The sequence below is a fragment of the Cupriavidus sp. 2TAF22 genome (genome assembly GCF_052115045.1).
Taxonomy (GTDB): Bacteria; Pseudomonadota; Gammaproteobacteria; order Burkholderiales; family Burkholderiaceae; genus Cupriavidus.
This window is the reverse complement of sequence record NZ_JBFRFX010000003.1, coordinates 132,796-146,382: the sequence shown is the minus strand read 5'-3', so window position 1 is coordinate 146,382 and position 13,587 is coordinate 132,796. Positions and strand designations below refer to the sequence as shown.

10 protein-coding genes and 1 tRNA gene are annotated in these 13,587 nt (G+C 67.9%); 1 reads left to right on the top strand and 10 read right to left on the bottom strand.

Features of this window, described 5'->3' with window-relative positions; all coding sequences use genetic code 11:
• Window positions 1-83: 83 nt before the first annotated feature.
• Window positions 84-1,217 (bottom strand): TRAP transporter substrate-binding protein, encoded by a 1,134-nt coding sequence (locus AB4Z48_RS05350; protein WP_441612845.1) that lies wholly within the window; start codon window positions 1,215-1,217, stop codon window positions 84-86.
• A gap of 480 nt (window positions 1,218-1,697) precedes the next feature.
• On the opposite strand from AB4Z48_RS05350, the gene AB4Z48_RS05345 reads away from it, so the two are divergent.
• On the top strand, window positions 1,698-3,461 hold the full coding sequence (locus AB4Z48_RS05345) for a carbohydrate porin (RefSeq protein ID WP_441612844.1): 1,764 nt from the start codon (window positions 1,698-1,700) through the stop codon (window positions 3,459-3,461).
• Here the strand turns inward: AB4Z48_RS05345 and AB4Z48_RS05340 are convergent.
• The 9 genes from AB4Z48_RS05340 to fmt all read right to left on the bottom strand — a co-directional run bounded on the left by AB4Z48_RS05340 (window position 3,445) and on the right by fmt (window position 13,526).
• Entirely contained in the window at window positions 3,445-4,254 is an 810-nt protein-coding gene (locus AB4Z48_RS05340) for an aquaporin (protein WP_441612843.1), read from the bottom strand. The genes AB4Z48_RS05345 and AB4Z48_RS05340 overlap by 17 nt on opposite strands.
• A gap of 706 nt (window positions 4,255-4,960) precedes the next feature.
• Window positions 4,961-5,036, bottom strand: a tRNA-Phe gene (locus AB4Z48_RS05335).
• Window positions 5,037-5,095: 59 nt separating this feature from the next.
• Window positions 5,096-5,800 carry a response regulator gene (locus AB4Z48_RS05330; RefSeq protein WP_441612842.1) on the bottom strand — a complete coding sequence of 235 codons (705 nt, stop codon included), beginning with the start codon at window positions 5,798-5,800 and terminating at the stop codon, window positions 5,096-5,098.
• Between the two features lie 55 nt (window positions 5,801-5,855).
• Window positions 5,856-8,324, bottom strand: a complete 2,469-nt coding sequence (locus AB4Z48_RS05325) for a sensor histidine kinase (protein ID WP_441612841.1) — start codon at window positions 8,322-8,324, stop codon at window positions 5,856-5,858.
• A complete protein-coding gene (locus tag AB4Z48_RS05320) occupies window positions 8,321-9,184 on the bottom strand; it encodes a DUF4390 domain-containing protein (RefSeq protein WP_441612840.1) in 864 nt (287 codons plus the stop codon). The genes AB4Z48_RS05325 and AB4Z48_RS05320 overlap by 4 nt, the downstream gene beginning before the upstream one ends.
• 19 nt (window positions 9,185-9,203) lie before the next feature.
• Window positions 9,204-10,565 carry a 16S rRNA (cytosine(967)-C(5))-methyltransferase RsmB gene (gene rsmB, locus AB4Z48_RS05315; RefSeq protein WP_441612839.1) on the bottom strand — a complete coding sequence of 454 codons (1,362 nt, stop codon included), beginning with the start codon at window positions 10,563-10,565 and terminating at the stop codon, window positions 9,204-9,206.
• Window positions 10,566-10,807: 242 nt separating this feature from the next.
• A complete protein-coding gene (gene htpX, locus AB4Z48_RS05310) occupies window positions 10,808-11,668 on the bottom strand; it encodes a zinc metalloprotease HtpX (RefSeq protein WP_441612838.1) in 861 nt (286 codons plus the stop codon).
• Between the two features lie 153 nt (window positions 11,669-11,821).
• Window positions 11,822-12,463, bottom strand: a complete 642-nt coding sequence (locus AB4Z48_RS05305; RefSeq protein ID WP_441612837.1) for a LysE family translocator — start codon at window positions 12,461-12,463, stop codon at window positions 11,822-11,824.
• A gap of 43 nt (window positions 12,464-12,506) precedes the next feature.
• The gene (gene fmt, locus AB4Z48_RS05300; RefSeq protein WP_441612836.1) at window positions 12,507-13,526 is read right to left on the bottom strand and encodes a methionyl-tRNA formyltransferase; all 1,020 of its coding nucleotides are present in this window, start codon (window positions 13,524-13,526) and stop codon (window positions 12,507-12,509) included.
• Window positions 13,527-13,587: the final 61 nt, after the last annotated feature.

Here is a 13,587-nt window from a genome sequence, read left to right as displayed (position 1 = left end):
GCGTAAAAAAGCCCGCGCTGGGCACGGGCTTGCAGGCGGCTGGCAAGGGTGCGGGCCGAGGCCCGCCTCCCTCGTGCGCATGCCTAGAGTTTGCGCGCGAAGCTGAACTGCGAAAACGCCTGCTCGGCCACGTTGAACCATGCGGCCTCGTTGTTGCGGAACACGCGCCAGTCGTCGTAGATCTTCTTGAACGACGGGTTCTTGGCGGTCTCTTCGGCGTAGGCTTCCTGGGTAGCCTTGAAGCAGGCTTCCATGATTTCCTTGGAGAACGGGCGCAGCTTGACGCCGTTTTCCAGCAGGCGGGCCAGGGCTTGCGGATTGACCGCGTCGTACTTGGCCATCATGGTGGTGTGGGCCTCGATGGTGGCCGTTTCCAGCGCGCGCTTGTACAGCGACGGCAGCTTCTCGTATTCGGTGGCCGAGGCGTAGAACGACAGCTGCGCGCTGCCTTCCCACCAGCCCGGGTAGTAGTAGTACGGGGCCACCTTGTAGAAGCCGAGCTTCTCGTCGTCATAGGGGCCAACCCACTCGGCCGCGTCGATGGTGCCCTTTTCCAGCGCCGGGTAGATATCGCCGCCGGCGATCTGCTGCGGCACCACGCCCAGGCGCGACAGCACCACGCCGGCAAAACCGGCGATGCGGTACTTCAGGCCCTGCAGGTCCGCCACGGTCTTGATTTCCTTGCGGAACCAGCCGCCCATCTGGGCATTGGTGTTGCCGCCCAGGAAGTTGATGACGTTGTATTCCTTGAAGAACTCGCGCATCAGCTTCATGCCGTTGCCCTGCAGCATCCAGGCGTTCTGCTGGCGTGCGGTCAGGCCGAACGGGATGGTGGTGTCGAAGCACAGCGTCGGGTTCTTGCCGAAGTAGTAGTAGCCGGCCGTGTGGCCGATCTGCACCGTGTTGTTCTGCACGGCATCCAGCACCTGCAGGCCCGGCACGATCTCGCCCGCGGCGAAGACCTTGATGTTGAACTTGCCGTCGGTCAGTTCCTTGACCCGGGCGGACAGCAATTCAGCACCGCTAAAGATGGTGTCGAGTGATTTCGGGAAGCTCGAAGCCAGGCGCCATTCCACGGCCGGATTGCTGCCCACCACGGCCGGTGCACCGGCAACGGCGGCGGCCGGCGCCGCGGGTTTTTCTTCCTTGCCGCAAGCGGCCAGCGCGCCGGTGGCCGCCACGGCCGATGCCTTCAACAGAAAGGAACGACGTTCCATTACTTCTCCTCTTTATCGATTTTGTAGTGCGGCAGCAGGACCGGGACAGCCCGCGTCTTGCGCGAACCTCCGCCCCCGTACCGAGACGCGCATGGAGCCGGGATACGGCTGCGGCGCAACAATGAGCCTGTTACGGAGACTTGCCATGGCAATGACGTATGCTGGCATGCCTTCGTAACAGGCTCGAGAGGCCGGCCCGTACCCGTCGGGCTAGCCCGCTGATTATAGCGGTGGCCCTTTCGCCACGGGGGGCCGGGAAAGTCCGGGTTTTCGCTAGGAGCGAGCCGCGGGAGAACACGACATGCGGAGTGGTGGACAGCATTTGCCATGCTGCGGCCGCACATGATGTCCCAGGTGCTTTCCGGTAGCCCTGACCCCGTTTTTCGTATGGTGAGAAGGCCGCTTCGCCGCGGATTTTGTAACCCCGCTTGCTGTCCAATTGCTCGACTGTTAAAAAATCACGCCTTGCCCGTATCGCCTATGTTGTTCGCCTCGCCTGTCCCCCGCTTCCCGCCGGATCGTCTCCCGCGCTGCCTCGTGCTGGCCATCCTGGCCACCTGGGGTTTGAATGCGTGCGCGCAGACGCCTGCCGGCGCGGATGTGACGCCGCCGGCGGTGCAGGCGACGCCGCACGGCGTTGCGAAGCAGTCGCTGGCAATGATTCCAGCGGCGGCGGAAAGTGATCCGCTGGCAGCACTGATCGCGGGCGCGCAAGACCCGGCGCCTGCCGCCGCACCTGCTGCACCGGCCGCACCGGCCGCACCGGCCACACCGGCCACACCGGCCACACCGGCCACATCCGCCCCACCTCCCGGCGCGGAGCCTCAAACAGCAGCCGGCGCTGCCGCATCCGGGGCAGTGGCCCCGCCGCCGCCCGCGCCCGCCAGCTGGGTCAATGCCGGCTTGTCTGACGATGGCACCGAACTCGCCGGGCCGCCCGATCCCGAATTCCCGCTGCAGCCCTACATAGCCCCGCCGCCGCCGGTGGTGCTGTTCCCCAAGCGCCTTGGCCAGTTCGTGGCGGAAACACCACCCAGGCTGCCGGACGGCGACGCCCCCGAAGCGCCCGCCGCGGAAGGTTTCTCCCTGGCCTCCCGATTGCCGGCCGACGATCCCGCCGGCGACCAGGTCTGGCGCCTGGGCTACAGCGGCCGCGCCGCCTACGATGACCGCACGACCACCACGCGCGCCTGCGCGGGCGGCGGCACGCCGTCCGCCGGCATCGGCGGGCTGGCCTGCCGCAGCACCGGCGAGGTCAAGGTGAAGGAATCGCTGTTCTCGCTCGATGGCGGCGCGCAGGTGCAGCTGGTGGCGCAGGCCAAGGGCACGGATGCCACCTCGGTCAATGGCCGCCCCGCCGCGGTCGACCCGTATGCGCTGCTGCCGCAGTTCTACACGGCGGTCAGCGGCCTTTCCGTGCTCGACGGCGCCACCATGTGGGCCGGCCGGCGCGAGGATTCGTCCTTCCTGATGTCGTCGGGGCTGCTGCCGCCCACTTCGCCGGCCATGCGTTTCGGCGTGGATAACGCGCGCTTCGGCGATATCGCGCTGAACTACCAGTACACCTCGCGCAACGATCTCAATGGTGCCAACCTGCCGAGCTACCATTCGCTGCGCACCGCGCCCATCAACACCAACGAGAAAGGTTCGGTGCAGCTGGGCTATACGCGCGTGGAAGCCGAGCCGCTGATAGCGCAGACCGGCAGCGCATGGTGGGTTTCCGCCATGCATGAACAGAAAGGCGTGCTGGCAGGCACCAACCGCTTCGGCATGCAGTTCGGCGAAGGCAGCCGCAACGCCCTCACCGGCTATACCGGCATGGGGCCGTCGCTGTCGCGCGTGCGCGTGGCGGAATCGATGGAGTGGAAGCGGGCTTCGGGCCTGGGACTGGCCGGCTCGGTGGAATCCAGCATGCAGTTCGACCGCTCGCCGGTGGGCACCCTGCAATGGACTGCCACGCGCGTGCGTCCGGCCTACATCGCCAGCGACCAGTTCAAGCTCACCTTCGAGGTCGCGCACGACCAGATCACCTCTGGCTTCGGCACCAGCGGCCAGCGCACCGCGCTGACGGTGGCGCCGACCTTCACGCTCGGCAAGGCTGCCGGTAACGCCAACCTGCGCGCGTTCTACACCTACAGCCGCGCCAGCGATGTCGACGGCATCGCCTTCACCGCGCCCTCGGACACCTGGGCGACGCAGAACTCCGGCTCGGTCTTCGGCGTACAGCTCAATCGGCGCTGGTAGGCGCCGCCCCGGCGCGCCACCTGGCACCGCGCCCTGCCCCCGGCAGGCTGCGGCGGGGCACGCCCAGCAGCCATTGGAACACCAGCGTGGCCCCCAGCCCGCCGGCCAGTTGCGCCAGCACGAAACCGGGTACATCGATGGCGCGGATACCGGTGAAGGTCGCCGTCAGCGCGCACCCGATGGTCAGTGCCGGATTGGCGAACGAGGTCGATGCCGTGAACCAGTATCCCGCCGTGATGTACGCTGCCACCGCGAACGGCACCACGCCAGGCCGGCTGCGCGCGGTGCCCATCGCCACGCCGATCAGGCCGAAGGTGGCAACGCATTCGCTCCACCACATCGATGCGCCGCTACGGCTTTGCGCCGACCAGGCCAGCATGGGCTCGCCGAACATCGCATGCGCACACATCACGCCGCCAACGGCACCGCCCACCTGCACCAGCGCATAGCGCCATGCATCGCGCGCGGCCAGTTCCCCGCGCAGCATCGCCGACAGGCTCACCACCGGGTTGAAATGCCCGCCCGACACCGGCCCCAGCGCAAGCAGCAGCGCGATCAGCCCGCCACCCGTGGCCAGCGCATTGGCCAGCAGCGCCAACGCGACATTGCCGCTCGCCAGCTGCTGCGCGCGAATGCCCGAGCCCACCACCACCGCTACCAGCAGGGCCGTACCCAATGCCTCCGCCACCAGGCGCCTGGCGAGCGGGACCGCAGGCGTGGGTACGCGCGGACTGCCGTCTTGCGGGCCAAGGGAGCGGACCGGGGCCGCGGTCACATCGTGGGAAGCGTGCATCGGGTTTGCAAAGGAGGGGCGCGGAGGAATCCAGCGCGAATGGCAGAGGGCGCAGTGTTCCGTTTTTCCGCCTGGAGCGTCAATGCATGTCCGGCATCTTATGAATGAACCGGAGGTATCGAATGTAGGAAGGGGTCGGTTTTCCGCAGGTATCGGGAATGCCCGATCTACTCCATGCGACGACGAATTTCGGCGCGCAGGATCAAATTCAAAAGGCGGATTTCAAGGGGAATTGACGCAATGCCGATAATCGCTGACGCGGCGGCACTCGAGCAGGAATTCGCGGCGGAATTCGTGCATGAACATTAGGCGGTGAGGGGCAACAATGCAAGCGCGCATGCGCCGCGCCACAGGATGGCGAGGCGTGCCTGAAGGGGCGTCGGGGACAAGGTGCGATGCAAGCTCGAAGGCGCTGTGCAGGCGCGCGTGATGCCCTCCTGCTCGACAGTGCAATACGTCGTGTTACGTCGCAATACAGTGCAATGCGGTGCAATACGCCGCCTTCGTCGCGACACGCTACGCTACGCCGCGACACGTCGATACGCAATCGTGCGCGCAGGCGCGCTGCGGGAAACGGAAGCCCATATGCAATTGCAAGCGCATGGGCGATATGCGCGGCGAATGCCCTGGGAAGGCACGGGCCATATGCTGGCCCCAATGAAAAAAGCCCAAGACCTTTTCAGATCTTGGGCTTTCTCATTAATGCTGGTGGCCTGGGACGGAATCGAACCGCCGACACAAGGATTTTCAATCCTCTGCTCTACCGACTGAGCTACCGGGCCAAAGAAGCGAAATAATAGCAGTGCTTTTTTGCCCGGTCAAGCACTGCCCGAAAAATAACTTACTGTTCCGCCGGCTCCGGCTTGTTGCGACCCAGTTCCACGCCGAGTTGCTTGAGCTTGCGGTACAGGTGGGTGCGTTCAAGGCCGGTTTTCTCGGCGACGCGGGTCATGCTGCCGTGTTCGCGCACCAGGTGGTACTCGAAATAGGCACGCTCGAACAGGTCGCGTGCTTCGCGCAGGGGCATGTCGAAGGAGAAATGCATCTCGGCTTCGGGCAAGCGTTGCGGGCTGCCGTTGACTGCCTCGGCAGCGGCCTCCGTGGCCACCAATGGTGCGGCTTCGCCGTTACTGGCGGTGGGCAGTGCGGTGCCGGCGCCAGCGCTTGCGCGCGGACGTTCGACGCCGCGTGCGAGCCCCTGCTCGACGGCGGACAGCAGCTTCTGCAGTGCGATCGGCTTCTCGAGGAAGTTGAGCGCACCGATCTTGGTCGCCTCCACCGCGGTATCGATGGTGGCATGGCCCGACATCATGATGACAGGCATGGAAAGCAGGCCCTGCGCCGACCACTCCTTGAGCAGCGTGACGCCGTCGGTATCGGGCATCCAGATGTCAAGCAGCACCAGGTCAGGCGTATTGCCGGCACGGTACTCACGCGCTTTCTGCGCGTTTTCTGCCACTTCGACCACATGGCCTTCGTCGCTGAGGATCTCCGAGAGCAACTCCCGGATACCCATTTCGTCGTCGACTACGAGGATGGTTGCCATACTTCCCCTCTTGACCCCACCGCGGCTCACCGGGTTCGGGGCCGCTACATTGTGACTATGCCAGTTTAACGAACAGGATGGAGATCTGCGCCCCGATGAGTTCGGTGCCCTCCATGCGATTGCGCAGTTCGATGCGGGCGCCGTGTTCGTCAATGATCTTCTTCACCATCGCGAGCCCCAGGCCGGTACCCTTGGCCTTGGTGGTCACGTAGGGTTCGAACGCGCGGCTGAGGATGCGCGGGGCGAAACCGGGACCGTTATCCGCAATGGTGAGCTTGACGGCCTGCCGGTCTTCGCCGGCAGAATCTTTGTATTCTACAGTCTCGGTGTGCAGAGCGATACGGGGCGCCGGACGGGCCGCCGCAACGTTGTCCGCCACCGCGTCCTGCGCATTCTGCAGCAGATTGTGAATCACCTGGCGCAACTGGGTCGGATCGCCCTTGATCTCGGGCAGGCCGGCCGCCAGCGCCGGATGAATCACGGCATGCTCGTGCACGCCGGCGTCGTCGATGCCGTACAGGTGCAGCACCTCGGCAACCAGGGCATTGATCTGCAGTGACTGCAACATCGCCGGCGGCGTGCGCGCGTAGTCGCGGAAGTCGTCGACCATGCGCTTCATGGCCGCCACCTGGTTGACGATGGTGGTGGCGCCACGCTTGAGCACGTCGGCATCGGGCCCCTCGAGCTTGGGCGAGAGCTTCATCTGCAGGCGCTCGGCCGAGAGCTGGATCGGGGTCAGCGGGTTCTTGATCTCGTGCGCGAGGCGCCGCGCCACTTCGCCCCACGCCACCGAGCGTTGAGCGGAAATCACATCGGAGATGTCGTCGAACACCACCACGTAGCCCGGCTCGTCGCGCTCGCCGACACTGCCACCCGGCAGCCGTGCTCCGCGCACCAGCAGCGTCAGCGCCTGTTCTTCGTCGCTCTGCGGCAGCTCGATCTGCTTTTGCCAGTGCTGCGAGCCGCCCAGCATCTCGCTGGTGCTCTGCTCGGAAAACGCTTGCCGCACGATGTCGCCGAACGCGCCGAGCACCGGGATGCCTTCGATGGGCTGGCCCAGCGCGCCGGCAAAGGGCTGGCGGAAGATGCGCTCGGCGCCGGGGTTGGCCGTGATCAGCACGAAGCGGCGGTCGAATACGAACACGCCGGCGGTCAGGTTCTGCAGCACGCTCTCCAGGTAGGCGGTGGATTTCTCCAGCGCGCTGCGGTTCTGTTCCACCGCGATGCGCGCCTCCGACAACTGGCGCGTCATCATGTTGAACTGCTGCGTGAGCATGCCGAGCTCGTCGCGGCTCTTGAGCTCGCGCTTGGGCGAGAGGTCGCCCTCGGCGACTTCCTTGGTCCCTTGCAGCAGCATCAGCAACGGCCGCGCCAGCTGGCCACCGAGCAGCAGCGCCAGCATCACGGCGATGAACACCGCGAGGAACAGCGTGAGCGTCAGCGTGCCGATATACATCTTGCGCAGGCCGGTGCGCCCGAGCGCCTTCTCCTGGTACTCCTGGTAGGCGCGCTGGACCTCGTCGGCATTGCGCGCCAGCGCCGTCGGCACGGGATGCACGACTTGCAGGTAGCGCTCTTCGCGCACGGTCTCGCCCATCAGGCCGAAGCCCGATGACGCGGCATCCTCGGGCCGGCGCTCCACCGACAGGCCGGAGCCGGCCCAGCGGCTGGCCAGGTTCAGCGGCGCCTTGGCGCCCGGCTGGCTGGCGGTGCCGGCGGGGCTCGCCGCGCTGGCCTGCGCCGTGGGCGCGGGGCCCAGCGGCACGATCACGCGCAGGCGGTAGAGGTGGCTGGCATCGGTGCGTTCGGGCGGGTGATGGCCATCGACGGCCGGGTCGGTGCCGCCTTCCACCGCGGCGTAGCCGCCGGCCAGGCGGGCCTGCTCTGCCAGCACGCCCGAGGGCAGGTCCGGCACCAGCGATGCATAGCTGCTCGAGGCCGTGGCGATCACGCGTCCGCTGCCGGTGAAGATCGCGGCTTCCTGCACGCCGTATTGCTCGCGCAACCGGTTGAGCTGCAGCGAGGTGGCCACGTTGGACGAACTGGTGAGCTGGTCGGCCATCAGCCGGGCCTTGCCCTGCAGGTCGGACAGCGCGCTGTCGATGGTGGAGCGGCCCAGGTTGAGGCCGGCCTCGAGCGCAGTCTCCACGCGCACGTCGAACCATGACTCGATGCTGCGCGAGACGAACTGCAGCGATACCAGGTAGATCAGCACGCCCGGCAGCACGCCCACCACGCCGAAGAACACGGCGAGCTTGGTCATCAGGCGCGTGCCGAACTTGCCGCGGCGATAGCGCAGCCACAAGGTCAGCGCCAGCGCACCGATGATCAGCACCAGCAGCACGCCGATCACCAGGTTGATCTTGAACAGCAGCGTGAAGTAGCGGTCGAAGAATTCCGTGTTGGCCGAGGCGCCGGCCAGCAGCGCCACCAGCACCAGCGCCAGGAAGACGATGATGCCCGCCACCACGCGATAGAGCACGCGCCGGAAGCGGCTGTCCCACAGGCTGTTGCTGGCGATCATGGCTGGCCCGGGGCCGGCTGCACCAGGGCGGTGGGCGACAGCGCCGTGGACACGGTCTGCGCGAACGGCACCGCGCGCGTTTCGCCGGCCACGGGCGCCGGAGCGGCCGATGCAGGGGCCGGCGCAGGTGGCGGCACTGGCACCACCGGCGGCGCGGGCGGCGGCGCCGGATACTCGGTAGGTACGGTGAAGCTGAAGCGGCGCCATTCCGAGGCGAGATTCCATTCGCGCGTGTTCACGGCGTTGATCTGGAATGGCTTGGGCAGCTGGGTCAGGTCCAGTCGCATGCGCGCCTCGGCCTGGTAGGTTTCGCCGGCCTTGACCATGCCGCGGTCGAATACGCGCCAGCCGCGCACGCGCTGGATGAACTGCAGCGCGCCCTTCAGGCGCGTGAACGGCAGTTGCAGCCCGCCGGTGGAGACGCGGTACTGGCGTGTGAGCGGATGGTAGGACAGCCGCACGCTGCGGCTGGCATTGACCGGCTTCTCGTCGAACCAGTACCAGCGCGGGCGCGTGAGCTGGAAATCGACCACGAAATAGAGCGAGATACCTTTGTTGAGCGCGTCCTCGAGCGGTGCCGGCAGGTCGAAATCGAAGCTTGCGGCGAGGTCGAAACCGCCATCCTGGTATTCGATGCGGGCCTCGTTGACTTCGATGACGTCGGCGCGCGCGCTACCCGGGAGCGCCGTCAGCGTCAGCAGCACGGTCAGCGCGACGGCTGCCGCGAACCACCACGATGCGAGCCAGGCGCGCGCGCCGCGCCTGCCGCGTGCACCATCCCGGCCACCGCCTGCCGCCACGCAACCGCACGCATTGTCGTCAGGGACGCGAAGGACGAACAAGCGCAGCGGGTTCGGCATTGGAATCGGTCGGGAGCGGTCAGGGTCGTTTCTGGAAGCGCGCGTAGAAGAAGCCGTCGTGATCGGAGGGCAGGCCTTCCTGGCTGGCACTCCCGCCGCCGGCCGCCTGGCCTCCATGGTCTCTACTGCCGGGCAGCATCTGGCCGGGCGCTTGCAATCGTATCGCATCTGGTAGCTGTGCACCAAACCAGCGCGCCTGCTCTTCCCCCTCCGTTGGGAAAATAGAACAGGTGACGTAGACCAGGATGCCGCCCGGCTTGAGCAGGTTCCACAGCTGGGAGACGATGCGCCGCTGCTCGGTCACCAGGCGCGCGATATCCACCTCGCGGCGCAGCCAGCGGATGTCCGGGTGGCGGCGCACGATGCCGGAGGCCGAGCATGGCACGTCGGCCAGGATGCGGTCGTAGGGCTGGCCATCCCACCAGTCCTGCGGGCGGCTCGCATCGCCCACCACCACCTTGGCCTGCTGGCCCAGGCGGGCCAGGTTCTCGTCGATGCGCGCGGCGCGCAGGGCATCGCTCTCGAGCGCGGTGACATCCACGCGGGCCAGCTCCAGGATGTGTCCGGTCTTGCCGCCGGGCGCGGCACAGGCATCGAGCACGCGCTGGCCGTCGGCCAGCTGGAGCAGCGGCGCGGCCAGCTGCGCGCCGGCGTCCTGCACCGAGACGTCGCCCTGGGCAAACCCGGGAATCTGCGACACCGGGAAGGCGCGCACCAGGCGTACCGCCTGCGTGCCGATGGCCGTGGCCGCCATGCCGGCATTGGCCACATGCGTGAGGTACTCAGGCACCGAGACGCGCGCGGTGTTGACGCGCAGGGTCATGGGCGGGCGCACATTGGCGCTTTCGGCAAGCGCCGTCCACTGCTCGGGATACGCCTCGCGCAGCATCTTCAGCCACCACGCAGGCAGGTTCCAGCGCGCCTCGTCGTCGCGGCGCACTTCGTCGAGCAGCGCGCGGCGCTCGCGCAGGAAACGGCGCAGCACGGCATTGACCAGCCCGCGCGCGTGCGCGGTCTTCGGTTCGGAGGCGGCCGCGCTGACGGCCTGGTCCACCACCGTGAACTCGGTGTAGCCGCCCTCGCCCTGCTCGTCTTCGACCAGCAGCGCCAGCGCCACCGCCAGCAACGAGTCCACCTGCGCGCCGGGCGGGCGCGTCACCAGCTTGGTGACCAGTGCGCGCGCCGTGCCGAACTGGCGCATGGTGCGGTAGGCCAGGTCCTGCAGCGCGCCGCGCGTGGCGGCATCGCGCACGCGGTCGAGGCGGAACTGCGCGGCGGCATTGTCGATGGCCAGCGGCAGCGCACTGCCTTCGTTGACGCCGCGTACGGCAGTCGCGGCAGCGAGCATCTGGAAGGCGAGGGATTCGTGTGGCAGGCGCATGACAGTGGGCAGCGAAGCGGTGAGGCAGTGATACGGAATGGCAAGGGACCCGGCCGCAAGCACTGGCGGCAAGACCCGACAGGCCGGACAGGCCCGGAACGGCCGGAAACGAACTGCCCGCCGTTTCCAGGGGAAGCACGGCGGGCAGTTTACCCTGTATGCGCCCCGGGCCGGCGTTTTTGCCGGCCTTCGGGGCGGCTCGGCGCGGGATCAGGCTCCGATCGGGCGCTGATCGGGCGCCATCACACCGGATAGGTGCCGGTTTGCGCCATCTGCATCAGGCGGGCGATCCGTTCCTCGGTGGCCGGGTGGGTCGAGAACAGGTTGGCGATGCCGCCACCGGAGAGCGGGTTCATGATCATCATCTGCGCGGTGGCGGGGTGTTGCTCCGCGGTCTGGAACGGAATGCCCTGGGCGTAGCGGTGGATCTTGTCCAGCGCCATCGCCAGCGCCTGCGGGTCGCCGCTGATGGTGGCGCCACCCCGGTCGGCCTCGAATTCGCGCGCGCGCGAGATGGCCATCTGGATCAGCGAGGCCGCCAGCGGCGCCAGGATCGCCACCGCGATGCTGGCGATGGGATTGCTACGGTTGCCGTTCTCGTCGCGCCCGCCGAAGAACATGGCGAAGTTCGCCAGCGCGGCGATGGCGCCGGCCATGGTGGCGGCAATGGTCGAAATCAGGATGTCGCGATGCTGCACATGGGCCAGCTCGTGCGCCATCACGCCGCGCAGCTCGCGCTCGGACAGCACGCGCAGGATGCCGGTGGTGGCCGCCACCGCGGCGTTCTCGGGGTTGCGGCCGGTGGCAAAGGCATTGGGCGCGTCCTCGTTGATCAGGTACACGCGCGGCATCGGCAATTGGGCGCGCTGCGCCAGCTCCTGCACCATGCCGTAGAACTGCGGTGCCGTGCTGGCATCGACCTCCTGCGCGTTATACATGCGCAGGACCATCTTGTCCGAGAACCAGTACGAGAAGAAATTCATGCCCAGCGCCATCACCAGCGCGAACATCATGCCGCTGCGGCCCCCGATCATGCCGCCGATGACGATGAACAGGGCCGTGATGGCCGCCATCAACATGAAGGTCTTGACCCAGTTGAACATTGCCTTGATCTCCGAAGAAGTCATTGCCGGCCGTGGTGCGCACGACCGGGCCGGCCAGTTCGCGCAAGCGCGGCGCGGTGATGTTTAGATGGGCGCCACAGGCGGAAATTCAACGGGTCGCTGCCTGAAAAACAGGCAGTGGCCCGGCCCTGGCTAGCGCTGCACCAGGGCCAGCCGGGCACCCAGGGCGATGAACGCCGCGCCGACAAAGCGATCCAGCCAGCACTTCAGGCGCGGCGCCTGCCCGACCTTGCGCGTCAGCGTGCCGGCCATCCAGGCCACCAGCCCGTTCCACAGCGTCGACATCAGCACCATCACCCCGCCCAGTGCCAGGAAGGCCGCGGCCTGGTGTCCCGCCTGCGGATCGACGAACTGCGGGAAGAAGGACACGAAGAACAGGATCACCTTCGGATTCAGCACATTGGTGAGGAAACCCTGCATGAACAGCGAGCGCAAGCCGCGCGAGCCCGGCGGCACGGTGGCGGCCGCCTCGGCGCGGCCTGGCGCCTGCCGTTGCCAGATCAGGCGCAGGCCCAGCCACACCAGGTAGGCGGCGCCGGCGAACTTGATGACGGTAAAGGCCGTGGCCGAGGCCGCCAGCAGCGCGGTCAGGCCAAAGGCGATGGCCACCGAGTGCACGCAGCAGCCGGCGCTGACGCCAAGTGCCGAAACCACGCCGGCCGCCCTGCCTTGCGCGACGCTGCGGCCGACGATATACGCCGTATCCGGGCCCGGCGTCACATTGAGCAGGAATACGGCGCCGACGAACAAGGGGAAGTCAGTAATGCCTAGCATCGGGGGCTCCTGGCGGCGAAAGCGGGTCGGGGTGCCTGGCGGACTATGCCGCGCCTTCGGGCAAGGCGCAGCGCGTGCCCGGCGGCAGCGGCATGCCTTGCAGGAACTGCTGCGCCGGCAGGCGGCGCCCGCCCGGCTTCTGCAGCTCGGTCACGCGCAGCGCGCCGTCGCCGCAGGCGATCACCACGCCGCCGGCGTCGGCCGCCAGCACCGTGCCCGGCGCCTCGCCCGCGCCCGCCGCGGGCAGCGCATCGGCCTGCCAGCACTTGATGACGGTCTGGCCGACCTGCAGCGTGGCGCCCGGGAACGGGTTGAAGGCGCGCACCTGCGCGGCCAGCGCCGTGGCGGGGCGGCGCAGGTCCAGCGGGGCTTCGTCCTTGCCGATCTTCTCGGCGTAGGTGACGCCCTCGGCGGGCTGCGGCGTGGCCGGCAGGCGCTCGCCGGCGGCCAGGCGGCGCAGCGCCTCCACCACCATGCGGCCGCCCAGCGCGGCCAGGGTGTCGTGCAGCGCGGCGGTGGTGTCGTGCGCAGAGATGGGCACGGCCTCCAGCGTCAGCATGTCGCCGGTGTCCAGGCCTTCGTCCATCTGCATGAGCGTGATGCCGGTCTGCGTGTCGCCGGCCTCGATGGCGCGGTGGATCGGCGCGGCGCCGCGCCAGCGCGGCAGCAGCGAGCCATGGATATTGAGGCAGCCCAGGCGCGGCAGCGCCAGCACCTCGGCCGGCAGGATCAGGCCGTAGGCGGCCACCACCATCACGTCCGGCGCGATCTGCGCCAGCGCATCGACGGCGGCGCCGGCTTCCTCGGGATACTTGCCGTGGCGACGCAGGGAACGCGGCTGCAGCACCGGCGCCAGGCCATGCTCCAGCGCGTACTGCTTGACCGGGCTGGCCTGCAACTGCAGGCCGCGCCCGGCGGGGCGGTCCGGCTGGCTGAGCACCGCCACCACCGGAAAGCCGGCCTCGTGGATGGCGGCCAGCGCCACCCGGGCGAATTCGGGCGTGCCGGCGAAGGCGACGCGCAGCGGCGCGGGCTGGCTGGCTGGTTGGGACACGTCTGACATGGAGCGCTCCGGCGTAAAGCGGCACCGGCCGCATCAGCGGCCGGCGAGGGAATCATCGGGA